25 protein-coding genes are annotated in these 22,498 nt (G+C 73.3%); 10 read left to right on the top strand and 15 right to left on the bottom strand.

Going from position 1 to position 22,498, the window contains the following annotated elements; genetic code table 11:
* The first annotated feature begins 242 nt into the window (after positions 1–242).
* Both J5Y04_RS32050 and J5Y04_RS32055 read left to right on the top strand, forming a co-directional pair.
* A complete protein-coding gene (locus tag J5Y04_RS32050; RefSeq protein ID WP_209415895.1) occupies positions 243–1,328 on the top strand; it encodes a lytic polysaccharide monooxygenase in 1,086 nt (361 codons plus the stop codon).
* A gap of 134 nt (positions 1,329–1,462) precedes the next feature.
* The gene (locus J5Y04_RS32055) at positions 1,463–2,566 is read left to right on the top strand and encodes a Gfo/Idh/MocA family oxidoreductase (RefSeq protein ID WP_209415896.1); all 1,104 of its coding nucleotides are present in this window, start codon (positions 1,463–1,465) and stop codon (positions 2,564–2,566) included.
* 238 nt (positions 2,567–2,804) lie between these two features.
* Here the strand turns inward: J5Y04_RS32055 and J5Y04_RS32060 are convergent, their stop codons facing one another.
* Positions 2,805–3,227: a type II toxin-antitoxin system VapC family toxin gene (locus J5Y04_RS32060; RefSeq protein WP_307853399.1), complete on the bottom strand. Its 423-nt coding sequence runs from the start codon at positions 3,225–3,227 to the stop codon at positions 2,805–2,807.
* Entirely contained in the window at positions 3,220–3,504 is a 285-nt protein-coding gene (locus J5Y04_RS32065; RefSeq protein WP_209415897.1) for a type II toxin-antitoxin system Phd/YefM family antitoxin, read from the bottom strand. The genes J5Y04_RS32060 and J5Y04_RS32065 overlap by 8 nt, the downstream gene beginning before the upstream one ends.
* 189 nt (positions 3,505–3,693) lie before the next feature.
* On the opposite strand from J5Y04_RS32065, the gene J5Y04_RS32070 reads away from it, so the two are divergent.
* Complete coding sequence (locus J5Y04_RS32070) at positions 3,694–3,987, top strand: DUF6412 domain-containing protein (RefSeq protein WP_307853400.1); 294 nt, start codon at positions 3,694–3,696, stop codon at positions 3,985–3,987.
* Between the two features lie 101 nt (positions 3,988–4,088).
* Positions 4,089–4,784 (top strand): YidC/Oxa1 family membrane protein insertase, encoded by a 696-nt coding sequence (locus J5Y04_RS32075; protein WP_209415898.1) that lies wholly within the window; start codon positions 4,089–4,091, stop codon positions 4,782–4,784.
* 145 nt (positions 4,785–4,929) lie between these two features.
* On the opposite strand, the gene J5Y04_RS32080 is transcribed toward J5Y04_RS32075, so the two are convergent.
* Positions 4,930–5,346 carry a GNAT family N-acetyltransferase gene (locus J5Y04_RS32080; protein ID WP_209415899.1) on the bottom strand — a complete coding sequence of 139 codons (417 nt, stop codon included), beginning with the start codon at positions 5,344–5,346 and terminating at the stop codon, positions 4,930–4,932.
* Positions 5,347–5,438: 92 nt separating this feature from the next.
* On the opposite strand from J5Y04_RS32080, the gene J5Y04_RS32085 reads away from it, so the two are divergent.
* Together J5Y04_RS32085 and J5Y04_RS32090 are read left to right on the top strand one after the other, a co-directional pair.
* Positions 5,439–6,209, top strand: a complete 771-nt coding sequence (locus J5Y04_RS32085; RefSeq protein WP_307853401.1) for a CDP-alcohol phosphatidyltransferase family protein — start codon at positions 5,439–5,441, stop codon at positions 6,207–6,209.
* 82 nt (positions 6,210–6,291) lie between these two features.
* Positions 6,292–6,717, top strand: coding sequence for a hypothetical protein (locus tag J5Y04_RS32090; protein ID WP_209415900.1), 426 nt, complete (start codon positions 6,292–6,294; stop codon positions 6,715–6,717).
* Between the two features lie 108 nt (positions 6,718–6,825).
* Here J5Y04_RS32090 and J5Y04_RS32095 read toward each other — a convergent pair whose 3' ends face one another.
* A complete protein-coding gene (locus J5Y04_RS32095; RefSeq protein ID WP_209415901.1) occupies positions 6,826–6,975 on the bottom strand; it encodes a hypothetical protein in 150 nt (49 codons plus the stop codon).
* 31 nt (positions 6,976–7,006) lie between these two features.
* On the bottom strand, positions 7,007–7,375 hold the full coding sequence (locus J5Y04_RS43730) for an ATP-binding protein (RefSeq protein WP_209415902.1): 369 nt from the start codon (positions 7,373–7,375) through the stop codon (positions 7,007–7,009).
* A 264-nt stretch (positions 7,376–7,639) separates the two neighbouring features.
* Between J5Y04_RS43730 and J5Y04_RS32105 the strand changes: the two genes are divergently transcribed.
* The 3 genes from J5Y04_RS32105 to J5Y04_RS32115 all read left to right on the top strand — a co-directional run bounded on the left by J5Y04_RS32105 (position 7,640) and on the right by J5Y04_RS32115 (position 9,548).
* Positions 7,640–8,500, top strand: coding sequence for a helix-turn-helix transcriptional regulator (locus J5Y04_RS32105; RefSeq protein ID WP_307853402.1), 861 nt, complete (start codon positions 7,640–7,642; stop codon positions 8,498–8,500).
* An 8-nt stretch (positions 8,501–8,508) separates the two neighbouring features.
* Complete coding sequence (locus J5Y04_RS32110) at positions 8,509–8,694, top strand: DUF397 domain-containing protein (protein ID WP_209415903.1); 186 nt, start codon at positions 8,509–8,511, stop codon at positions 8,692–8,694.
* Positions 8,695–8,807: 113 nt separating this feature from the next.
* On the top strand, positions 8,808–9,548 hold the full coding sequence (locus tag J5Y04_RS32115; protein ID WP_209415904.1) for a class I SAM-dependent methyltransferase: 741 nt from the start codon (positions 8,808–8,810) through the stop codon (positions 9,546–9,548).
* 98 nt (positions 9,549–9,646) lie between these two features.
* Here the strand turns inward: J5Y04_RS32115 and J5Y04_RS32120 are convergent, their stop codons facing one another.
* The 9 genes from J5Y04_RS32120 to J5Y04_RS32160 all read right to left on the bottom strand — a co-directional run bounded on the left by J5Y04_RS32120 (position 9,647) and on the right by J5Y04_RS32160 (position 18,512).
* Positions 9,647–10,426 carry an ABC transporter permease gene (locus J5Y04_RS32120; protein ID WP_209415905.1) on the bottom strand — a complete coding sequence of 260 codons (780 nt, stop codon included), beginning with the start codon at positions 10,424–10,426 and terminating at the stop codon, positions 9,647–9,649.
* Positions 10,423–11,349, bottom strand: coding sequence for an ATP-binding cassette domain-containing protein (locus J5Y04_RS32125; protein WP_209415906.1), 927 nt, complete (start codon positions 11,347–11,349; stop codon positions 10,423–10,425). Before J5Y04_RS32125 ends, J5Y04_RS32120 begins: the two co-directional genes overlap by 4 nt.
* Entirely contained in the window at positions 11,349–12,188 is an 840-nt protein-coding gene (locus J5Y04_RS32130) for a DUF4097 family beta strand repeat-containing protein (protein ID WP_209415907.1), read from the bottom strand. Before J5Y04_RS32130 ends, J5Y04_RS32125 begins: the two co-directional genes overlap by 1 nt.
* 92 nt (positions 12,189–12,280) lie before the next feature.
* Positions 12,281–12,862 carry a toxin-antitoxin system HicB family antitoxin gene (locus J5Y04_RS32135; RefSeq protein ID WP_209415908.1) on the bottom strand — a complete coding sequence of 194 codons (582 nt, stop codon included), beginning with the start codon at positions 12,860–12,862 and terminating at the stop codon, positions 12,281–12,283.
* A gap of 226 nt (positions 12,863–13,088) precedes the next feature.
* Positions 13,089–14,156, bottom strand: a complete 1,068-nt coding sequence (locus J5Y04_RS32140; protein ID WP_307853403.1) for an adenosine deaminase — start codon at positions 14,154–14,156, stop codon at positions 13,089–13,091.
* Between the two features lie 79 nt (positions 14,157–14,235).
* Entirely contained in the window at positions 14,236–15,651 is a 1,416-nt protein-coding gene (locus tag J5Y04_RS32145; protein WP_245205870.1) for a DUF445 domain-containing protein, read from the bottom strand.
* A gap of 79 nt (positions 15,652–15,730) precedes the next feature.
* The gene (locus J5Y04_RS32150; protein WP_209415910.1) at positions 15,731–16,690 is read right to left on the bottom strand and encodes an ATP-binding cassette domain-containing protein; all 960 of its coding nucleotides are present in this window, start codon (positions 16,688–16,690) and stop codon (positions 15,731–15,733) included.
* 30 nt (positions 16,691–16,720) lie between these two features.
* Entirely contained in the window at positions 16,721–17,659 is a 939-nt protein-coding gene (locus J5Y04_RS32155) for an ABC-2 family transporter protein (RefSeq protein WP_307853405.1), read from the bottom strand.
* Positions 17,652–18,512: an ABC-2 family transporter protein gene (locus tag J5Y04_RS32160; protein WP_209415911.1), complete on the bottom strand. Its 861-nt coding sequence runs from the start codon at positions 18,510–18,512 to the stop codon at positions 17,652–17,654. Before J5Y04_RS32160 ends, J5Y04_RS32155 begins: the two co-directional genes overlap by 8 nt.
* 312 nt (positions 18,513–18,824) lie before the next feature.
* Here J5Y04_RS32160 and J5Y04_RS43320 point away from each other — a divergent pair, with 312 nt between their 5' ends.
* Entirely contained in the window at positions 18,825–21,212 is a 2,388-nt protein-coding gene (locus J5Y04_RS43320; protein WP_209415912.1) for a transglycosylase domain-containing protein, read from the top strand.
* Positions 21,213–21,233: 21 nt separating this feature from the next.
* Here J5Y04_RS43320 and J5Y04_RS32170 read toward each other — a convergent pair whose 3' ends face one another.
* Complete coding sequence (locus J5Y04_RS32170; RefSeq protein WP_209415913.1) at positions 21,234–22,424, bottom strand: winged helix DNA-binding domain-containing protein; 1,191 nt, start codon at positions 22,422–22,424, stop codon at positions 21,234–21,236.
* Between the last annotated feature and the right edge of the window lie 74 nt (positions 22,425–22,498).

The following is a 22,498-nucleotide window of genomic DNA, read 5'->3' on the forward strand; positions in this document are numbered from 1 at the left end:
GGCACAGCCTAATCCGCACACCAGGCCGACGGCAGCATGTCCCGCCCACCGGGACACGGGGCCGGGGCGGGCCGCCGGGCCCGGGGCGACCGCCGGCGGACCGCCGCGCGGCGGGGCGGTCACCGTCTCAACGGCTCCTTAAGACGCCCCTAACCGCACTGATTGCCCCTCAGCACGCCCACGCCGCACGGCTAGCGTGAACGGCACCACCCTCACCCGCGCTCCCTCGAAGGAGTCCCCCCATGCCCGTGCGCCGCCGTCTCCCCGGCTCCCCCGGTGCCCCCCGTGCCCGCGCCGCTCTCACCACGCTCGCCGTCCTGACCGTCGCAGGCCTCGCCGTCGGCCTCGGCAGCACCCCGGCCGCCGCCCACGGGTCGATGCAGAACCCGCTCAGCCGGGTCGAGGGCTGCTACCTGGAGGGCGCCGAGCAGCCGAAGTCGGCGGCCTGCCGGGCGGCCGTGGCGGCCGGCGGCACGGCCGCGCTGTACGACTGGATGAGCCTGCGGATCGGCGACGCCGCCGGCCGCCACCGCGAGCTGATCCCGGACGGCAAGCTGTGCAGCGCCGGCTCCGAGACGTACAAGGGCCTGGACCTGCCGCGCGCCGACTGGCCCGCCACCAACCTCACCGCGGGCGCCGACCTCACCTTCCGCTACCGCGCCACCGCCCCGCACAAGGGGACGTTCCAGCTCTTCATCACCAACGGCAGCTACTCCCCCACCAAGCCCCTGACCTGGGCGAACCTGGAGGCACAGCCCTTCCTGACGGTCACCGACCCGCAGCTGGCGGACGGCTCGTACGTCCTGCCCGGCAAGGTGCCGGCCGGGCGGAGCGGACGCCAGCTGATCTACGCGATCTGGCAGCGCTCGGACAGCCCTGAGGCGTTCTACTCCTGCTCGGACGTCGTCTTCGACGGGAGCGGCAGCGCACCGACCTCGACGCCCGCCCTCCCGGGCACCGTCCCGCCCGCGCCCTCGGGCCCGGCGACGGCCGTGCCCAGCCAGGCCGGCCACCCCGCCGGGCACGACCACACCACCGCGGCCGCGCCCGCCCCGGCAGCCGCCGTCACCACCCCGGCGGCGGCGACCCAGGCGGCCGCCGCCCCACCCGCCCCCGCCTCCTCGGCCACGTCCGGCACGTCCGGCACGCCCTCGGCCCCGGCCACGTCCGCCGCCGACTCCGCCGCCGTGGAGCGCCTCGCCCAGACCGGCTCCGACCGTTCGCTCGGCATCCTCGCCTCGGTCGGCTCCGCCTTCCTGCTGGCCGGCGCGACCGTCGCCGTCCTCCACCGCCAGCGCCGCCGCAGCCGTGGCGCGCACGCCCGCTGACGCCGGACCGCCCGGACGCCCGGTGGGTGCCCCCGCAGACCCACCGGGCGGGTGCGCAGGCCGCCCTGCTGACCCGTCACCGCGGCGGCACCGAAACCGGGACCAACCAGACACCGCGTGATTGAGTAGGGCCCATGAGCCCCTCCTCGTCCTCGCGCCCGCCCCGCCACCACGACGGCCCCTTCCGTGTCGGCCTGATCGGCTACGGCCTGGCCGGCTCCGCCTTCCACGCCCCGCTGATCGCCACCACCCCCGGGCTCCGGCTGGACGCGGTGGTCACCGCCAACCCCGACCGCCGCGAGCAGCTGCAGCGGGAACACCCCGGCGCCCGCGCCGTGGACACCCCCGAGCAGCTGCTCGCCGACCCGGACGCGCTCGACCTGGTCGTCATCGCCTCCCCCAACCGCACCCACGTCCCGCTCGCCCGGGCCGCGCTGCGCGCCGGGCTGGCCACCGTCGTCGACAAGCCGCTGGCCGCCACCGCCGACGAGGCGCTGGAGCTCTGCACGCTGGCCGAGTCCAGCGGCGTCCTGCTCTCCGTCTTCCAGAACCGCCGCTGGGACGGCGACTTCCTCACCGCCGCCCGTCTGGTCCGCGAGGGCGCGCTCGGCCGGGTGCACCGCTTCGAGTCCCGTTTCGAGCGGTTCCGGCCCAAGCCCAAGGCGGGCTGGCGCGAACTGGCCGACCCCGCCGAGGTCGGCGGCACCCTGTACGACCTCGGCAGTCACCTGGTCGACCAGGCGCTCACCCTGTTCGGCCCGGTGGAGACCGTGTACGCGGAGATCGACGTCCGCCGGGACGGTGCGGCGGTCGACGACGACGCCTTCCTCGCCCTCACCCACGCCTCCGGCACCCGCTCGCACCTGTGGACCAGCGCCATCACCCCGCTGGCCGGCCCCCGGCTGCGGGTGCTCGGCGACACCGCCGGCTACGTGAAGTCCGGCATGGACCCGCAAGAGGCGGACCTGCGCGCCGGCCGGCGCCCGGACGGCCGTGACGGGCTCACCTGGGGCGCCGACCGGCCCGCCCTCTACGGCACCCTGGGCACCGACGAGTCCGCCACGCCGATCCCCACCGATCCGGGCGACTACCCCGCCTTCTACGCGGGCGTCGCCGCCGCCCTGGCCCGCCCCGGCACCCCGCCCCCGGTCGACCCGCGCGACGCCGTCGCCACCCTCGCCGTGCTGGAGGCCGCCCGCACCTCCGCAGCCACGGGCACGACCGTCCGACTGGGCTGAGACCCCCCGGCTCCCCGGGGTCCGGGCCCCGGGGAGCCGGGCGCGGTTTCCAGGGCCCGCCGAGGCCCCTGGTCGGCCGTCGCTGCGGGGCCTCGTCGCCACTGCGGGGGCCGGCCGGGAGAGCGTCGTCGTGCGGCGCACCCGGGCCCGGCGGCCGGTCCTGCCGGCGGCCGCCGACCCGGCCGACCGGGTCGAACAGAACGGCGCGGAGGCCGTCACCCCCGGCCGGCGTCCCCGGTCAGATGCCGATGATCTCCACCGCCGAGCTCAGTCCGCGGAAGTCCGCGACGTTGCGGGTGTAGAGCGGCAGCCCGTGCGCGGAGGCGACGGCGGCGATCATCAGGTCGATCCGGCGCGGGCGCGGCTGACGGCCGGCGGCGATGGTGAGCGTGACCAGCGTCCCGTACCGGGCCGCGGCCGCCGCGTCGAACGGCAGCGGGTCGAAATCCGCCATCGCCGCCCCCAGCACCTCCAGCCGCGCCGCCCGGCTGACCGGGTCGCGCGCCATCGAGACGCCCTGCTGCAACTCGGCGAAGCTGATCGCGGTCAGCTCGGGCACGGCCGGCAGATCGGCCGGGTTGAGCAGCGCCAGGTCGATGTAGACACAGGTGTCCAGCACCCCGGCCGGCCGCCGCCGGGACGCCCTGCGCCGCTCAGCCACGCCGCCGCTCGAAGGGGTCGTCGTCCGCGTCCCCGACCAGCTCCTCGGGACCGAAGTACTCCTCGGCCTCCTTGCGCATCTGCTGGTAGTCGACCCGCGGCAGCTTCACGTGCCGCGCCACCAGCTCCTCCGCGGTGAGCCGCCGGCGCCCCGACACCGGCCGCAGCTCCGCGACCTCGACCCCGTTCCTGGTGATGTGGAAGGTCTCCCCCGCCTCCACCGCATCCATCACCGCGGCGGAGTTGTTCCGGAACTCCCGCTGGGTAATCGTCTTCATCCTTCCAAGGTAGCCCCGCGTAGCACCTCTGGCTACGGCGTGCGCAACCGCTCCGAACGCCGCCCCGCCGCCGGTGCGCGCCCCCGCTCCTGCTCCTCCCTCCTCCCTCCTCCCGTGGGAACCCCACAGGCCGTACCATCGTCGTCAACGTCTGAAGCCGGTGGCCGGAGCACAGGAGAGGAGCACGCCGTGGGACTGATCGCGATGCTGCTCGGGATGCTCCGCGTGCTGACCGGGGAGGTGCTCACCGACGGTGGGACGCTGACCTCGGTGGCGGCCACCGCGGCCGTGGTGCTGCTGGCCGGGGCGGTGGCGGGGACGCTGGCCGCCGCGCGACTGCTCGGCGCACGGGCGCCGGCCACCGTACGGGACGGGACGCTGCGCAGGCGCGCGTTCCGGACCGCCTTCCTTCCCCAACGTGATCCGGACGCCCGGGGCAGGCGACGCCCCAGGGCCCCGGGTGCGGCCCCGGCGGCCGCGTAACCCCCCTCGTTCCCGAGAGCCGTCGACCCGGCTCGACGCGGCCGTCCTCCGTAGACCACTCATGTCCTGAGACGCTGAGACCCCGGAGGGCTCGCTCCACCATGTCCGTTTTCGCAATCCTCGACCCGGCCGTCGGCCTGGCCCACGACGTCGTCGCCGCGCTCGCCCAGGTGCTGCCGACGGCGGCGGCGATCGTCCTGTTCACCGTCTGCGTCCGCCTCGCCCTGCACCCGTTGGCCCGGGCGGCGGCGCGCGGCGAGAAGGCGCGGGCCCGGCTCGCGCCGAAGGTCGCCGAGCTGAACCGCAAGCACAAGGGCAAGCCGGAGAAGCTCCAGGCCGCGCTCGCCGAGATGTACAAGGAGGAGAAGGCATCGCCGTTCGCCGGCTGCCTGCCGATGCTGGTGCAGATCCCGTTCTTCTCGGTGATGTACCGGCTCTTCACCACCCCGAACGACCTGCTCGGCCACACCCTGTTCGGCGTCCCGCTCGGCCTGCACGTGGGCGGCGCGCAGGACGCGGCGCAGTGGGTGGTCTTCGGCGTGCTCTACGCCGGGCTGGCCGCGGTGGGGTACGTCAACTTCCGGCGGGCCCGCCGGGCGCAGGCCGCCGCCCCGCAGCCGGCCGCGCAGCCCGGGCTGTCGTTCCTGCCGTACCTGTCCTTCGGGACGGTGCTGTTCGCCGCACTGGTGCCGCTGGCCGCCGCCGTCTACCTGCTGACCACGACCGCCTGGTCGGCCGCCGAGCGCGCCTGGCTACACCGGGGTACCGAGGTGCCGGTGGTGCCCGCGCTGGTCTGATGGCCCCGGTGACACCCGGGTGGGCGGGATGCGCCGGCCGGCCCGGGCGGGCGGGGTGCGCCGGGCGGCCCGGGCGCGCGGGGTGCGCCGGGCGGCCCGGGCGCGCGGGGTGCGCCGGGCGGCCCGGGCGCGCGGGGTGCGCCGGTCAGGACTCCTCGAAGTCCCAGACGTACACCGCCTGGCCCGGCGCCGGTTCGCCGCCCGCACCGCGGTAGGTGGCGCGGGCGGCCGTGTTCTCCTCCTCGGTCACCGTCCACAGGCCGTGACAGCCGCGCTCGCGGGACAGCTCCACGAGCGCGGCCGTCAGGGCCCGGCCGATGCCGCGGCCCCGGAACGGCTCGTCCACGCCCAGCTCGTAGAGGAACAGCTCGGTTCCCTTGTCCGGGTGGGTCATCTCGACCCCGGTGGCCATGCCCGCCGGGACGCCGTCGACGTAGGCGATCAGCAGGTGGTGGCGGTCGTCGGCGAGGAAGCGTGCGGTCGCCTCCGGCAGCGGGGGGCTGTCGAAGAGGTGTCCGGCGGCCAGAACCTCGGTGGCCCGGGTAACACGGCGGATCTCCATACCCGGAATCGAAGCCCCGGCCCGAGCAGCGGTCAAGGCAGGTCGTAGCCTGTGCTGATCGTTCTGGTCCGGCCGGACAGGTGGAGGAATTCGTGAAGGTCGCTGCCCCGGCGTTGGCCGAGCTGCGGGAGGTCTGCCAGCCGCAGGCCAAGCTGCAGAGCCGCAACGGCGAGCACTGGGCGGGCCGCCTGTACATGCGGGCGATCTCGCTGCGGACGACGCGGCAGCTGGTGCGGACGTCCGTCTCGCCGAACACGCTGACCTGGGTGATGGTGGTCTGCGGCGTCGGCGCCGGAGCCGCCCTGCTGATCCCCGGGCTGACGGGTGCGGTGCTGGCGGCGGTGCTGTTCCAGGGCTTCCTGCTGTTCGACTGCGTCGACGGCGAGGTGGCCCGCTGGAAGCGGCAGTTCAGCACCGCGGGCGTGTACGTCGACCGGCTCGGTGCCTACCTGGCCGATGCGGCGCTGATGATCGGGGCCGGTGTGCGGGCGGCGCGCGGCGGCTCGGAGCTGTGGGTGTCGGTCGGCCTGGCGACGGCGCTGGGCGTGGTGCTGCTCAAGGCGTCGACGGACCTGGTGGACGTGGCCCGGGCCCGCAGCGGTCTCCTTCCGGCCGACGAGGAGTCGACCCAGCCGCGTTCGCAGGGCATCGCGACGGCGCGCCGACTCGCTTCCGTGTTCAAGATCCACCGGGTGACCAACGGCATCGAGGCCTCGCTCGTGCTGCTGGCCACGGCGGTCGCGGACGCCGCGGTCGGGAACATCGGCCCGACCCGGATCGCCCTCGCCGCCATCGCGGTGATCACCTGGGGCATGGTCGTCGCCCACCTCGCGTCGATCCTCTCCTCCTCGCGCCTGCGCTGAGCCGTCGGGGAGGAACCGGCACGGTCTCGCTCGGCGTGACCGGTTCGGGTGGCACCCTGCCGCCGGAACCGGGGGACGAGACGTGGACGCAACAGAGCATCCGGAGCGCGCAGCCGCCGACCGGGGCAGCTGCGGCCGGTACCTCCTCGCCCCCGCACTGGCCGCCGTCGGCGTGGTCGTCGGCACCCGGATGACGGTCCGGGCCTGGAACGACTGCCCGCTCGGGAACAACGTCAGCAACACCATCGGCCTGCAGTTCGGGACGGTCCCGGCGGTATGGCTGACGATGACCGTCGCCCTCGCACTTCTCCAGGCCCTCCTGAGCAGGCACCCGCTCCCCGGCGGCCGGGCCGTCGAGCTGCTGGCACCGGTGCTCGCAGCCGTCGTGCTGACGGCGCTGTACCGGGCGGGGATGAACTGGCCCTACGTCCAGCCCGACGGAGGCTGCTTCGAGGGTTATCCGCTCTTCCCCTTCACCGGGAAGGTCGGCCCGCACACGAGCCTGTAGCTGCGGGGAGCCTGTAGCTGTGGGCCCGGCGGCCGGCGATGCGGTGTCGCACCCCGGTCGAAGCGGTCGCGCCCGGTCCGGACGGGGCGCGACCCGCTGCTTCGTCGTTCAGGAGGATATGCCGACCCGCTCGGCCTGGGCGGGGCGGTCGCGCCTGCCGCCCTGCCCACGGTCGACGGCATTGAGGGCGTCGGTCCGCACCTGGCAGTAGGCTCCGACGACCGCCGCGAGGATGACGAGGATCAGGAGGCCGAGCACGGCGGCCTCCGGCCCGGGACGGCGTGGCGGTTCACGCGGCGGCGTCCAGCTCGAACCAGACGGACTTGCCGTGCTTCTGGGGCTCGGTCCCCCAGCGGTGGGTGAGGCCCTGAACGAGGCGCAGTCCGCGCCCGGACTCCGCGAACTCGCAGGGTTCGCGCTGCTCCGGGAAGTCGGTGCTGTCGTCGCTCACGGAGACGCGGAGCGTACGGCCGAGGATCAGGACCAGGACGACGGGCGAGGTCGTCCGGCCGTGCCGCCACGCGTTCACGATGAGCTCGGCAAGGGCGAGTTCGGCATCGGCGATGGACTCGAAGTCCCAGCCGGCACGCGCCATGGCGGCGCGCAGGGCCTCGCGGGCGAGGGCGAGGGAAGGGGAGTTGAGGGTGCAGTTACACACGGGGAATCTCCCTGCGGTGTAGGCGATGAAGGACGCACCCGGAGGGTCCGTCGCCGTGAGCGAGCGCGCAGCGGGGTTGGCGTCGCCGCCTGCACGTGCTCTTCGGTGCCCGGGCAGCCGGTACCAACTGCCCTGCTCGTGGACGTTATTGACTACCCATCCGGTGATCGGTGCATCACAGACTGTAGGGCAAGGGGAGGCACATTTGCTAGCTGGTTCAGGAAGATGTGCTATCCAGGCAGCTGGACTACTCAACTCGCCGAGGTGGATGCTTGGAAGATGCCACCTACCCCAACCGCACGCCGCAAGCGCGTCGGCATCGAGCTGCGCAAGATGCGTGAGGCTGCCGGACGCACGGCAGGAGAGGCTGCCGCCGTCCTCGGGCTCGATCGCAGCAAGGTCACTTTGATCGAGCAGGGCAGCTACCCGATCAGCGCCGAACGCGTGGTCGCGCTGGCCGGCGAGTACGAGGAAGGCGATTCCGAGTACGTCGATGCCGTCGCCGCCATGGCTGCCGACAAGTCCAAAGGTTGGTGGGAGGAGCACAGAGGGCTCGTGCCCAACGGGATCCTTGAGATCTCCGAGGTCGAGCACCACGCGCACGGCATCGCCACCTATCAAATTTGCCACGTACCAGGCCTGATGCAGACCGAGGACACCGCTCGCGAGATATTCCGTGAGGTCTATCCGCCGCTGCGACCTCTGAACATCGAGGCTCGCGTCGAGAACCGCCTCCGCCGCGCTCAGCTCCTCACTCGGGACAGCCCGATCGAGTACGAGGGGATCGTGCACGAGGCTGCTCTACGCATGGAGTTCGGCGGCCCAGCGGTCGCTCGCGCCCAGCTCAAGCACATTCTCGAACTGTCCGAGCTGCCCAACGTGACCCTGCGCGTATTGGAGTTCCGTGCCGGAGGGTTCAAGGGCGCGGGTCAAGCCGTCATGTACGCCCGGGGCCCACTACCCCGCTTGGATACCGTCCAACTGGACTCCGTAGGATCACCCGCGTTTCTGACCGAGATGAACCAGCTTGAGAACTACCGGAACATCATCGGGGCGATGCGTGGCCGCGCTCTCGGGCCTTCCGAGTCTCGCGACCTCATCGCCGGCATCTTGAAGGACATTTGAGGGGACCAGTGGAAGATCTTGCGTGGTACAGGCCCAACACATGCGGTGACGGCAACAACTGCCCGGAAGTGGCCATCACCGCCGACACCGTCTACCTGCGCAGCAGCCTCCATCCCTCCTCCATCGCCCAACTGACCAAGGACGAATGGCGCGACCTCCTCACCGGCATCCGCAACGGCGAGTTCGACGTCTGACCCCACTCCCCACTCGGCGCAGGAAGTCGACCTCATCGACTTCCTGCGCCCGCTCACTCCCCCGCCACCGTCTGGCATGATCACCTGCCCAACCACCCTGGGGGAGCACCGACATGGCCGACAGCGTCTACGACCGCCAGACCGCCGCCGATTACCGCACCGCCCGCGAGGTGCCCCGCGACGGGCTCGCCGCGTGGCGGCAGGCCGTTGCCGAGGCCGCCCCGCTCGGCCCCGGCTCGACCGTGCTGGACGTGGGCGCCGGCACCGGGGCCTTCGCCGCCGCGTTCCACGACTGGTACGGCGTGCGGGTCCTGGCCGTCGAACCCGCCGAAGCGATGCGGGCGTTGATCCCCGCCTCCCCAGGCATCGACGTGCTCGCCGGAACGGCCGAGGCCCTCCCCGTACCGGACGCCTGCGCGGACGCGGCCTGGCTCGGCTCGGTGCTGCACCACCTCACCGACCTGGAGGCCGCCGCCCGCGAACTGCGGCGCGCCCTGCGGCCGGGCGCACCGGTACTGATCCGCAACACATTCCCCGGCCGCAGCGACCGGGACCTCCGGGTGCGCTTCTTCCCCGAGACCTCACGGAGCATCGACGGCTACCCGAGCGTCGACCAGGTCTGCGCCGCCTTCGCCACCGCCGGCTTCGCCCGCATCTCTCTCCGCCCGCTCCCCCAGCAGAGCGCGCCGACCCTCGGAGCCTTCGCCGACGGGCTGCGCCGCGACGCCGACTCCAAGCTCCGTGCCCTCTCCGACACCCAGTACACCGACGGGCTGGCCCGCCTCCGGGCGGCCGCCGCTGCCGCACCGGACGAGCCGGCCGTCAGTTGGATGGACCTCCTGGTCCTGGCCTGACCTCAGGGCCGCCGGGCCGCCCGGCGCGCCGACCGCCCCGGCGCCCTCAGGCCGCCACCCGAGCCGGTGGCGGCCTGACGGTCCCGGCGGCGCGGGCGTTACCCGCGCTCCGTGCGGTAGAAGGTGCGCCGTGCCCAGAGGTAGCCGATCCCGGTCAGGGCGACGCACCAGCCCAGGGCGGCGACGGCGCTGCCGCCTATCTCCGTCCCCATCAGCAGGCCGCGCAGGGTCTCGATGATCGGGGTGAACGGCTGGTACTCGGCGAACCAGCGCAGAGCCGTCGGCATGGAGTCCGGCGGGACGATGGCGCTGCCGATGAAGGGCATGAACTGGAGCGGCATCGGGATGTTGCTGGCGCTCTCCGGCGTCTTGGCGACCAGGCCGATGCCTGCTGCGAGCCAGGTCAGGGCCAGCACGACGAAGACGAGCAGGGCGGCCGCGGCGAGCCACTCCACCGGGGTGGCGTTGGGCCGGAAGCCCATCGCGAGGGCGGCGGCGAGCACGAGCACCAGGCCGATCGCCGTCTGGATGACGCTGCCGACCACGTGGCCCGTCAGGAAGGCCGAGCGCGATATCGCCATCGTCCGGAAGCGGTTGACGATGCCCTCGGTCATGTCGACGCAGACGCCGATCGCCGTCACCAGGGCCCCGGACGTCGCCGCCATCAGCAGGATGCCGGGGGTCACGTAGTCGATGTAGCTGCCGGCGCCGATGCCCAGGCCGAGCGCGCCGCCGAACGCGTAGTTGAACAGCAGCAGCATCATCACGGGCATCATCACGACCGCGAAGGTCAGCGACGGGTACCGCTGCGCGTGCTTGAGGTTGCGCCGCAGCATCGTCAGCGAGTCGCTGACGGCGTAGGTGGTCACGCTGCTCATCGGGCGGCCCCCTCGGTCAGGGTGAGGAACACGTCGTCCAGGTCGGCCGTCTCCACGATCAGCCGCTCCGCTCGCACCGAGGCGTTGTCGAGCACGTCGAGCACGGCCTTCACAGTGAGGACGGAGTCGTCCCCGGGGATGTCCAGCCGCAGGGCCTCGACGTCCACCGCCGCGTAGTCGAACAGCGCGGCGGCCGCGGCGAGCTGGGCGCCGTCCGAGAAGTGGAGCCGGATCCGCCCACCGGGGACGATCCGCTTGAGCTCCTCGGCCGTGCCCTCGGCGACGATCCGGCCGCCGTCCAGGACCGCGATCCGGTCGGCGAGCTGGTCGGCCTCGTCCAGGTACTGGGTGGTCAGGAAGATCGTCACCCCGTGGTCGCCGACCAGCCCCCGGATGATCTCCCACATCGTCCGCCGGCTGCGCGGGTCCAGCCCGGTGGTCGGCTCGTCGAGGAAGATCACCTTCGGGTCGCCGACCAGCGTCATCGCCAGGTCGAGCTTGCGCCGCATGCCTCCGGAGAAGGTGGCGACGGGCTTTCGGGCCTCCGCCGTGAGGTCGAACCGCTCCAGCAGCTCCTCGGCCCGCCTCCGCCCCTCCCGACGGCGGAGGTGGTTGAGATCCGCCATCAGCAACAGGTTCTCCTCGGCGGTGAGCAGGTTGTCCACCGCCGAGAACTGGCCGGTCACGCCGATCGCCGCCCGCACCCCGTCGGCCTCGCGGACGAGGTCGTGCCCGGCCACCCGGGCCACCCCGCCGTCGGCCCGGATCAGGGTGGAGAGGATCTGCACGGTGGTCGTCTTACCGGCCCCGTTCGGCCCGAGGAGGGCGAACACGGTGCCGGCCGGGATCTCCAGGTCGACGCCCTTCAGCACCTCCTTGTCCCCGTAGGACTTGGTGAGCCCGATCGCCGAGATCGCCGCCATCACGCCCTCCGGACGATGATGCCGCCCACCTGGGTCCGGCCGCGGACCTCGACGGTCTCCCGGGCGTCGCCCGGACCCTCCGCCGCACCGAGGGTGTTGCGCACCGTGCCGAACTTGCTGTGCACGTCGAGCCAGGCCGCCGTGCCCTCCGCGATGCCGACCTCCATGTCCCCGACGCCGCTCTGCAGGACGACCTTGCCCCGGACCACCCGGTCGAGCCGGATGTGGCCGTTGGCCGTCTTGGCGTCCACGCCCGCCTCGGCGAGGCCGACGTGGATCCGGCCGTTGGAGGCGTTGGCCGTCAGCTCGCCGTGCACCTCGTCGATCTCGGTGTCGCCGTTGCTGTTCTTGACCGTCAGCCGGCCCCCGACGCTGCCGACCTCGATCCGGCCGGCGCCGGACAGCTCGGCGTCCCCGGAGACCGCACCGACCCGGATGTCCCCGTGGTCGGTCTTGAGCCGCACGCCCTCGGCCCGGTCGATCTGGATCCGCCCCATGGAGGCCTTGAGCCGGCAGTCGCCGAGCGGGCCCTCGGTGACGAAGTCGGCCATCGGGGAGTCGGCGTGCACCTCGGAGCCCGACGGCAGTTCGACCAGGACCTCGATCGAGCCCTTCTTGTTGGAGAACACGGTGCGCTGCTTGGGGCCCTTGACGGTGAGCCGACCGCCGGCGAAGTCGACCTGGGTCAGCTCGGCGGCCTTGACGTCCGCCTCCTTGGCCGCGTTCGCGGGGCGGACCTCGACCACGGTGTCGGTGCGCTTGCCCGCGCGGATCCACACCGTGCCGATCTCGAACTCCAGGGTGGCGGAGATCGGTCCGTCGGTCTCGTACGTAGGCATGGCTGTCCCGTCCTCTTGACTCGTGTAGGTGTTCCCGCTGGTCGGAGCGGGGGTGACGTGGAAGGTGCAGGGGTTCGGATGGTGCGGAAGCGTCAGTGGACCCAGCCGGTGAAGCCCTGGCCGCCGACGCCGCGCGGAGCGCGGACGCCGGGGCCGGCCACCGGGCGGGCGGTGGACTCAGCGCCGTCCAGTGCAGCGGCGACGGCCCGGACCAGCCAGGCGTTGAGTGACAGGCCCTCCTGCCCCGCGGCCTCCTCCGCCCGGGCCTTGAGGTTCGCGGGCAGGCGCAGGTTGATCCGGGCGGTGCCCGACTCGTCCGACTCCGGCGCCACCGACGGCACCGCCGACGGGGCCCCCGTCGAACCGGATGGCGCCACCGGAGCCACCGGTGGTGCCACGAACGGCACATCGCTGTGGAAGCCGTCGGAGGCGGGCGGTACCGTCACCACGAACTCCGGGTCGAGCCCGCGCAGGCGCACGTCCACCGAGCCCGGGGCGAGGTCGCGGGTGACCTCGCCCATGGCGGCCGAGAGCGCGTTGAGCAGGGTGAGCCGCACGGCCGAGTCCAGCGGAAGCGTCAGCCGCTCGGCCAGCGCGCGGGCTTCGTCCCCGCCGGTGGCGGCGGCCACCGCGAGCTCGTTCCGGAGGTTTTCGACGTACGGCGTGAGGTCCATGGCTTCAGCATGGCACAGCCGTGGTGCCATGTCGAGGCATTAATGGCACCACTTTGGCACCACGGCACGGAAGGGGTCACGCCGGAAGCGCTGCGGAAGGGGGATCGCGCCGGAAGGGGTCGCGCCGGCAGGACGCGGAAGGGGCCGCCGGAAGCGGCACCGCCCCGCCGGCCGAAGCCGACGGGGCGGTGGGGTGCTGTGCGGTGTGCGCGGTGCGGGAAGGGGCTCAGGCCTGCCAGGCCGCCAGGTAGGCGTCGATCTCGCCGGCGATCCGGGCCTTGCCGGCCGCGTCCAGGAAGGACGCCTCGACCGCGTTGCGGGCCAGCGCGGCGACGCCGGCCTCGTCCAGGTCCAGCAGCCGGGCCGCCACCGCGTACTCGGTGTTGAGGTCGGTGCCGAACATCGGCGGGTCGTCGCTGTTGACGGTGACCAGCAGGCCGGAGTCCACCATCTGCCGGATCGGGTGCTCCTCCATCCGCTCCACCGCCCGGGTGGCGATGTTGGAGGTCGGGCAGACCTCCAGCGGGATCCGGTGCTCGCCGAGGAAGTCCATCAGCGCCGGGTCCTTCACCGCCTGCGTGCCGTGGCCGATGCGCTCGGCGCCGAGCACCCGGATCGCGTCCCAGACCGTCTCCGGGCCGGTGGTCTCACCGGCGTGCGGGACGCTGCTCAGGCCGGCCGCGCGCGCCCGGTCGAAGTACGGCTTGAACTGCGGGCGGGGAACGCCGATCTCCGGACCGCCCAGGCCGAAGCTGACCAGGCCCTCGGGGGCGAGGTCGACGGCGAGCCGGGCCGTCTCCTCGGCAGCGGCCAGGCCGGCCTCGCCGGGGATGTCGAAGCACCAGCGGAGCACCACGCCGAGCTCCTTCTCGGCGCGCAGCCGGGCGTCCTCGATGGCCTCCATGAAGGCGACGTCGGGGATGCCGCGGCTGACCGACGAGTACGGGGTCACGGTCAGCTCGGCGTAGCGGATGTTCTGCCGGGCCATGTCCTCGGCGACGCCGTAGGTGAGCGCGCGGACGTCCTCGGCGTCGCGGATCAGGTCGACGACGCTGAGGTAGACCTCGATGAAGTGCGCGAAGTCGGTGAAGGTGAAGTACTCGGCGAGGGCCGCGGGGTCGGTCGGCACCTTGGCCTGGCCGCGGTGGCGGGCGGCCAGCTCGGCGACCACGCGCGGCGAGGCCGAACCGACGTGGTGGACGTGCAGTTCCGCCTTGGGCATGCCGGCGATGAACGCCTCGATGCCCCGGTTCCCGCTGGGGTTTCCGATCCGACTTCCGTCCGGCTGGACCACGGTGGTGCCCTTCTTTCCTCTACGCGCGTATCAAGCAGTGTCCGCCAGGATAAGCACACCCGGCACGGCGCGGCCCGGCTCACCCGCCGAACGCGACCGCCACCGTGTGGATCAGCAGGCCGGCCAGGGCGCCGACCACGGTGCCGTTGATCCGGATGAACTGGAGGTCGCGGCCGACGTTGGCCTCGATCTTGCGGGAGGCGTCGTCCGCGTCCCAGCCCGCCACCGTCTCGGAGATCAGCGAGGTGATCTCCGCGCGGTAGGTGCTGACCAGGTACTGGGCCGCGTCCTGGAGCCAGCCGTCCACCTTGGCCTGGAGCTTCGGGTCGGTCGCCAGGCGCGCGCCGAACTCGCGCACGCCCGTGCGGATGCGCCGGCGCAGTTCACTGTCCTCGTCCTCGGCGGCGTTCAGCACCAGGGAGCGGACGGCGGCCCAGGTGGAGGCGATGAGGTCCTGCACCTCGGAACGGGCCAGCAGCTCCTCCTTGGCCCGCTCGACCCGGGCGATGGTCTCCGGGTCGGTCTGCAGCTCGGTGGCGAAGTCGGCGAGGAAGTTGTCGACGGCGCCGCGGGCCGGGTGCTCGGGGTCGTCGCGGATGTCGGTGACGAACCGCATCAGCTCCTTGTAGACCCGCTCGCCGACCTGGTGGTCGATGAACTTCGGCGTCCACCCCGGGGTCTTCTGGGAGACCTTCTGGACCACCTCCTCGTGGTTCTCGGTCAGCCAGTCGTGCGCCCGGACGGTGACCAGGTCGACCACGCCGTGGTGACCGCCGTCGGCGACCACCTTGCCGAGCATCCGGCCCATCGGCTCGGCGACCGAGGTGGCGGAGGCCCGCCGGGTCACCGCCTCGCCGACGACCGCCTGCACGTCGTCGTCGCGCAGCACCGCGAGCACCCCGCGCAGCGCGGCCGAGGCCTCCTTGGTGACCCGCTCGGCGCTGCCGGGGGCGGCCAGCCACTCGCCCAGCCTGCGGGCGATGCCGAGCGCGGCGAGCCGGCCGCGCACCACCTGGCCGGAGAGGAAGTTGTCGCCCACGAAGTCGCCGAGCGACCGGCCGAAGGCGTCCTTCTTGGTCGGGATGATCGCGGTGTGCGGGATCGGCAGGCCGAACGGGCGGCGGAACAGCGCGGTCACCGCGAACCAGTCGGCCAGCGCGCCCACCATGCCCGCCTCGGCGGCCGCTGCGACGTAGCCGGCCCAGGCACCGGCGCCGGCCGACTTCGCCCAGGTGGCCAGGGCGAAGACCAGGGTCGCGAAGGCCAGCAGGCCGGTCGCGATGGTCTTCATCCGGCGGACGCCGCGTCTCTTCTCCTCGTCGGCCGCGGTGAACCGGACGCCGGGCCCGGTCCCGCTGAAGGCTTCGTCACTCACCCCGCCAGTCTGCCCCTTGCCCGGCGCGAGCGAACGGCGCGCCCCGCCACCGCGCGCCGGGAGCCCGCCGCCACGCGCCCGGGGGCATCCGGGCACGCGGCCGGCGGACTCGTCGAGCAGGCGCGGCCGGGACGGGCCACCCCCGGCCGGCGGGCAGGCGCGCGGCCGGGGTGGGGCGCCCCGGCCGCGCGCCGCCGCATCAGCCGATCGCGACCTCCGCGTACATGCGGGCGATCACGTCCTCGATCGCGGGCTCGCGCACCGAGAGGTCGACCATCGGGTACCGCCCGGCGACGGCCGCGACGATGGGGGCGGCGCTCTGCTGGGCCGGGAAGGCCAGCCACTGCCGCGGCCCCTCCACCTTCACCACCCGGGCGCCGGCCACCTCGATCGGGGGCCCGGTCTCGGCGAGGTCGACCACCAGGGTCCGCTCGCTCTCGCCCGCCGCGTGCAGGCCGTCCAGTCCGCCGTCGTAGACGACCCGGCCGTGGTCGATCACCATCACCCGGTCGCACAGCTGCTCGATGTCGGTGAGGTCGTGGGTGGTGAGCAGCACGGTGGTGCCCTGTTCGCGGTTGACCTCCCGCAGGAACTCGCGCACCTTGCCCTTGCTGACCACGTCCAGCCCGATGGTGGGCTCGTCCAGGTAGAGCACCTGCGGGTCGTGCAGCAGCGCCGCCGCCAGGTCCCCGCGCATCCGCTGGCCGAGCGAGAGCTGGCGCACCGGTGTGTCCAACAGGTCGCCGAGGTCGAGCAGTTCGACGCAGCGTTCGAGGTTGGCGCGATATCGCTGGTCGGGGATGCGATAGAGGCGGCGGGCGAGTTCGTAGGAGTCGCGCAGCGGCAGGTCCCACCAGAGCGTGGTGCGTTGCCCGAAGACGACGCCGATCCGGCGGGCCAGCGCGACGCGTTCCCGGGCCGGGTCGACGCCGGCGACGCGCAGCCGCCCGCCGGACGGCACCAGGATGCCGGTGAGCATCTTGATGGTGGTGGACTTGCCGGCGCCGTTCGGGCCGATGTAGCCGACGCACTCGCCGGCCTCCACCTCGAAGCTCAGCCCGTCCACGGCGCGCACCTCGCGCTTCTCGCGCCGGAACCGGCCGGCCTTGGCGCGGACGGTGAAGGTGCGGCGGACGTCGTCGAGTTCGATCAGTGCCATGGGAGTTCTGCTTTCACGAGGGAGTGGGGATCAGCTGCCGGTGCCGCGGTACGCGCGCAGGCCGGCCCGCCAGGCGAGGCCGGCGGCGGCGCAGCAGAGCACCGCGGCGACCGGCGAGGCGTACTGGAAGGCGGTGGGCAGGCCGAGCGGGTCGGGCCGGCCGAGGATGCGCTGGGCTGGCAGCCAGTTGACGAACGCCAGCGGGATGCCGAAGACCACGCCGGCCACGAGCTCCTTGGCGAAGATCGTCGGCGGGTACTGCAGCACGGTGGCGCCGCCGTAGGTGATGGAGTTCTGCAGTTCGCCGGCTTCGCCCCACCAGAACTGCACGGTGGCGCCGCCGATGAAGGCCGACGCGAAGATGGCGGTGCCGCAGACGAGCAGGACGGGCACCAGCAGCACCCGGTCCCACGTCCAGTGGACGTCCAGGGCCGCCAGCGACCAGACCAGCACGGCCGCCCCCTGCACCGGCCGCCCGAGCCGGCGCAGGGTGAAGCGCTCGGCGCAGAGCTGGGCCAGCGCCGGGGCGGGGCGGATCAGCATGGTGTCCAGGCTTCCGGTGCGGATCCGTTCGCCGAGCGCGTCGGCCGTACCGACCAGCAGGTTGGCGGTGCCCAGCGCGAACGACGACGTCCCGTACAGGAAGCCGAGTTCGGGCAGGGTCCAGCCCCCGAGGGCGCGGGTGTGCTGGAACATCAGCAGGATGACGGCGAAGTCGAGGAAGGTGACGACCGTGCTCGCCAGGGCCATCAGGGCGAAGGAGAGCCGGTAGGACATGGTGGAGCGGTTCCACATGGCCGCCACCAGCCACCAGGAGCGGACCGCCCAGCGGACCCGCGCCACGGGCCCCTCCGCGCGGACGAGCTCGGCCGGGGGCGCCGCGGCGCCGGCCGGGGGCTCCCCGGCATGAACGGTGCCGGCGGGGGGCTCCCCGGCGCAGGCGGTGCCGGCGGGTCGGGAGTCAGCCACCCTGGACCACCACCTTGCGGGTCGCGAGCCGCTGGACGCCCTGCCCGGCGGCGAGCAGCAGGACCGCCCAGAGCGCCTGGAGGCCGAGGCTGCCGAACAGGCCGGTGCCGGTGCTCCGCTCCAGGAAGACGTCCGTGGGGATCTGGATCATCGCGGCCCAGGGCAGTACCCGGGCGATCTCGCCGAGCCAGCCCGGGAAGAGGCCGAGCGGCAGCAGCATCCCGGAGAAGAACATCGTCAGCACCACCGTGACCGAGCGGATCCCGTCCGCGTCCTGGAGCCAGAACCCGGTCAGCGAGACCAGGAAGCGCAGCCCGAAGCTGACCACCACGGCGAGCAGGACGGAGACCAGGAACACGGCCCAGACGGACGGGTCGTGCGGCAGCCGGGTGTCGAAGACCAGGCAGCCGGCGACGACCGGCAGGACGCCGCGGGCCAGCAGTTGGAAGCCGGCCCGGCCGAGGTCGTTGGCCAGCCACCAGCCCTGGAAGTCGACCGGCCGGTAGAGGTCGACCGCGATGTCGCCCTTGCGGAAGCGCTCCTGGATGTCGTCCTGGAAGCCGCCGCCGAGGACCGCGACGGTGGCCAGCAGGGACTGGCTGATCCAGATGTAGGTGACCGCCTGCGCGGTGTCGTAGCCGCCGAGGCCGGGCCTGGCCTGCCAGAGGGCGATGAAGGTGTAGGCGAGGATGAAGCCGAAGACGGTGTTGGTGACGGCGCCGGCCAGGGTGGCGGCCCGGTAGGTCGAGTAGCGGCGGAAGCCGCCGCGGGCGACGGCGAGGTAGAGGCGGGCGGTGCCGCCGACATCGGGAGGGGGCCTGAGCTGCGTCTCCGTAGGCACAGCGATAGGCATACTGTCTCCTTATCGACAAATACGAGCAGGTGGAGGCGCCCGGAACGGGGCGCACGGAACCCGGCGCCCGGAGCGCCGGCCCACCGGGCGCCGGCGCGCGGGAGACCGGCGCACGGGGCACCGGCGCATGCCGGACCAGCTCCGACCGTCCCCACCCGGGGGTACCGGGCGGGCGGGCGGAGCTACCGGGCCTCGTACGCGAGAACCGGGTGCGCTATGTGGTTTGCACCTTTCACCGTACCGCCGACGATCACCTGACGCACCCGGTTTTCCCAACACCTGATCGCGGATCAAATAGCACATAATCGCCGCATGACCTTGAGGGCAGACCACCGCACCCGGCGCCAGGCCAAACGGGCCGCCCGTCGCGAGGCGCGCCGCGCCAAGCCGTTCTGGCGCCGGCTCCTGCCCACCTGGCGGGTCACCCTCGGCGCGCTCACCGTCGTCCTGCTCGCCGCCGTCGGCTCCTTCGCCGTGCTCTACCTCATCGTCCCCGTCCCCGACGCCAACGCCCACGCCGTCGCCCAGAACAACATCTACCTCTACGCCGACGGCGCCACCGAGATCGCCCGCACCGGCGCCGTCAACCGCACCGACGTCACCATCACCCAGATCCCGCCCGACACCCAGCACGCCGTCGTCTCCGCCGAGGACCGCACCTTCTACCAGAACCGCGGCATCGACCTGAAGGGCATGGTCCGGGCCGGCTGGAACACCCTCACCGGCAAAGGCATGCAGGGCGGTTCCACCATCACCCAGCAGTACGTCAAGAACTACTACCTGACCCAGGACCAGACCATCGAGCGCAAGGGCCGCGAACTCTTCATCGCCCTCAAGGTCGACCAGCAACGCAGCAAGAACGAGATCCTCACCGGCTACCTCAACAGCAGCTACTTCGGCCGCAACGCCTACGGCATCCAGAGCGCCGCCCACGCCTACTACGGCGTCGACGTCTCCCAGCTCACCCTCCCCCAGGGCGCCTACCTCGCCGCCCTGCTCCAGGCCCCCAGCATCTACGACGTCAAGACCGCCACCCCCGCCAACCGCGAGAAGGCCGTCGCCCGCTGGAACTACACCCTCGACGGCATGGTCCAACTCGGCTTCCTCACCACCGCCGACCGCGCCGCCATCACCTTCCCCGAACCCGTCGACCCCCAGCCCGCCACCGGCCTCGGCGGCCAGGCCGGCTACCTGGTCGGTGTCGCGGACGACTATCTCCTCTCCGCCGGCATCATCGACACCGCCACCCTCAAGGCCGGCGGCTGGCGGATCACCACCACCTTCGACAAGGACAAGCAGGACGCCTTCACCCACGCCGTCCAGCAGGAACTCACCGACGAACTCGACCCCGCCAAACGCCCCACCACCGACACCGACGTCCGCGTCGCCGGCGCCTCCGTCGAACCCGCCACCGGCCGCGTCGTCGCCGTCTACGGCGGCCCCGACTACGCCAGACAGCCCTACAACGACGCACTGCGCCAGGACAACCAGATCGGCTCCACCTTCAAGCCCATCGACCTCGCCGCCGGCCTCAACTCCGGCCGCAGCAGCGGCGACGGCCGCCCCATCACCACCGAAACCCGCTACGACGGCGCCAGCGAACGCCCCGTCACCGGCGGCCCCACCCCGTACGCCCCGCCCAACGAGGACGACATCGACTACGGCGACATCACCCTGCGCCACGCCATGGCGAAGTCGGTCAACTCGGTCTACGCCCAGGAAGGCGTCGACGCCGGACTCGCCCACGTCCGCGAGACCGCCATCCGGCTCGGCATCCCCGACAACGTCCCCGGCATGGACCCGGCCAACACCTCGATGACCCTCGGCACCGCCACCCCCAGCGCCCTCAACCTGGCCGGCGCCTACGCCGCCTTCGCCAACCACGGCCAGGCGTACACCCCGTGGTCCGTCACCAAACTCGAACGCGTCCACACCGGCGGCGCCATCGACGTCCCCAAGATGCCCGAACACGTCCCGACCACCGCCATCGACCGGGGCACCGCCGACGCCGTCACCGACGTCCTGCGCGACGTCGTCAGCCCCCGCGGCACCGGCGCCGCCGCCCTCGACCTCGGCCGCCCCGCCGCCGGCAAGACCGGCACCACCGACTCCAACCTCTCCGCCTGGTTCGCCGGCTTCACCCCCGAACTCACCACCACCGTCGGCCTCTTCCGGGAGAACCCGAAGACCCACGCCAAGGAGCCGCTCTCCGGCACCGCCGGCTACACCCGGATCAACGGCGGCACCTTCCCCACCGAGATCTGGACCGCCTACATGGCCGACGTCCTGGAGGGCACCGCCGTCCAGAACTTCGACCTCCAGCCCAGCCGGGGCAACAACGAGCCGACCACCCCCGCCACCACCGCCACCACCGCACCGGCCACGCCGTCCCCCGGAGCGAGCACCACCAGCGCACCGCCCCGCACCACGGCCCCGACCACGCCGGCCCACGAACGGCCCACCCCGAGCAGCCGCCCCTCCGAGACCCGGCCGGCCGACCCCACCCCCGAAGCGCCCCTTCCCACACCCACCCCGGAGCCGCCGGCCGTCACCCCGACCAGCCGGCCCACCTCGGCCAGACCCACCACCGCACCCACCCCGACCCCGGTCCCGACCCCGATCCCCTCGGTCACCGGCGGTCCCGGCCCCGGCCCCGGACCCGGCCCCGGGCCCGCCGCCGCCACCCCGCCCACCCCGTAGCGGCCCCGGCCACCACCCGCCTCAGGACACCAGCTCCCGCTCCAGCGGCGTCCGGAACCGCGGCGTCACCCGCACCTCCCCCAGCCAGCCCGACAACCGCGCCGCCTCCACCGCGACCGCCGCCTCCACCTCCGCCCCGGCATCCGTGAACAGCCGCCACACCACCTCGCCGTCCGCACGCTGCGCCCAGCCGCCCACCACCCGGCCGCACCACCAGACCGTCGGCCCCGCGTTGCCCGCCCGGTCGAACAGGGCCGGGACGTCCTCCGGCCGCAGGTACCAGTCACGCCCGCGCCAGCCCATCACCGTCGGATCCAGCGCCGGCAACAGCGCCGCCCACGGCTCAGGCTCCGCCACCGGCTCCACGTCCCCCGGCAGCAGCACGCCCGTCACGCCCCCGGACAGGGCCACCTCCACCGCACCCACGTCGGCCAGCGCCTTGCGGGTGTCCCCCAGCGTCCAGCCCGTCCACCACTTCACGTCCTCGACCGTGGCCGGCCCGTACGCCGCCAGCCACCGCCGCACCACCTCCGCCTTGGCCTCCCGCACCGGCACGTCCGGCCACTGCGGCACCCGCGCCCACGGATAGCTGCTGCTCAGCCACGACCCCCGCGGCCGGCACCGGCGCAGGTGCCCGTCCGAGGCCAGCAGCCGCAGCAGCCGGCTGCCCACGCTCTGCTTCGCCTCGTAGGGCTTGCCCGCCGACATCAGCATCGTCTCGCGCAACGCCGGCACGTCCTCGCCGAGTTCGCCCGTCGTCGCCTCACCCCGCCGCTCCAGCGCCGCCAGCACCGCCCGCTCCGTCTCGGCGAGCCGCGCCTCGTCCCAGCCCTCGGCGAACTGGCCGAGGTGCTTCAGCAGCGTCGCCCGCTCCTTGACCGCGATCGCCCGCGCCGTGGACGCGCTCACGAACGGCGCGAACTCCTCCGTGACCGCGAAGATCGTCCGCCGCATCGACAGCAGCTTCACCAGCGAGACGTCCTCGTACAGCGCCCGCTCGACCTCGGCCGCCGACGGCTCCGCCAGCCGCGCGCACGCCGACAGGTACACCGTCCCGGCATCGGTGGCGTGCAGCCCGACCACCGCGTCCGCCACCTGCTCGACCCGCTCCGCCCGCCCGGCGGGCACCAGCAGGTGCCGCCGGCCCACCCGGGCCCGGCGCTGCTCGTCACCGATCAGGGGCAGACCGCTCGAACGCACACCGCTGCTCATGGCCGGACCCTACTGCCACCCTCCGACAACCGCCCCCGGACGCGAAGAGGCGGGCCGCCGCGCACCACGGCGCG

Origin of the sequence: Kitasatospora sp. RG8 (assembly GCF_017813315.1) — a bacterium.
In the GTDB taxonomy this organism is placed as follows: Bacteria; Actinomycetota; Actinomycetes; order Streptomycetales; family Streptomycetaceae; genus Kitasatospora.

Coding starts and splice junctions, on each gene's coding strand:
- J5Y04_RS32080 (WP_209415899.1), bottom strand. CDS start 5,346: ATGGAGATCCGCCGTGTTACCCGGGCCACCGAGGTTCTGGCCGCCGGA.
- J5Y04_RS32130 (WP_209415907.1), bottom strand. CDS start 12,188: ATGCCTACGTACGAGACCGACGGACCGATCTCCGCCACCCTGGAGTTC.
- J5Y04_RS32120 (WP_209415905.1), bottom strand. CDS start 10,426: ATGAGCAGCGTGACCACCTACGCCGTCAGCGACTCGCTGACGATGCTG.
- J5Y04_RS32050 (WP_209415895.1), top strand. CDS start 243: ATGCCCGTGCGCCGCCGTCTCCCCGGCTCCCCCGGTGCCCCCCGTGCC.
- J5Y04_RS32160 (WP_209415911.1), bottom strand. CDS start 18,512: ATGCCTATCGCTGTGCCTACGGAGACGCAGCTCAGGCCCCCTCCCGAT.
- J5Y04_RS43320 (WP_209415912.1), top strand. CDS start 18,825: ATGACCTTGAGGGCAGACCACCGCACCCGGCGCCAGGCCAAACGGGCC.
- J5Y04_RS32055 (WP_209415896.1), top strand. CDS start 1,463: ATGAGCCCCTCCTCGTCCTCGCGCCCGCCCCGCCACCACGACGGCCCC.
- J5Y04_RS32075 (WP_209415898.1), top strand. CDS start 4,089: ATGTCCGTTTTCGCAATCCTCGACCCGGCCGTCGGCCTGGCCCACGAC.
- J5Y04_RS32065 (WP_209415897.1), bottom strand. CDS start 3,504: ATGAAGACGATTACCCAGCGGGAGTTCCGGAACAACTCCGCCGCGGTG.
- J5Y04_RS32125 (WP_209415906.1), bottom strand. CDS start 11,349: ATGGCGGCGATCTCGGCGATCGGGCTCACCAAGTCCTACGGGGACAAG.
- J5Y04_RS32150 (WP_209415910.1), bottom strand. CDS start 16,690: ATGGCACTGATCGAACTCGACGACGTCCGCCGCACCTTCACCGTCCGC.
- J5Y04_RS32115 (WP_209415904.1), top strand. CDS start 8,808: ATGGCCGACAGCGTCTACGACCGCCAGACCGCCGCCGATTACCGCACC.
- J5Y04_RS32170 (WP_209415913.1), bottom strand. CDS start 22,424: ATGAGCAGCGGTGTGCGTTCGAGCGGTCTGCCCCTGATCGGTGACGAG.
- J5Y04_RS32135 (WP_209415908.1), bottom strand. CDS start 12,862: ATGGACCTCACGCCGTACGTCGAAAACCTCCGGAACGAGCTCGCGGTG.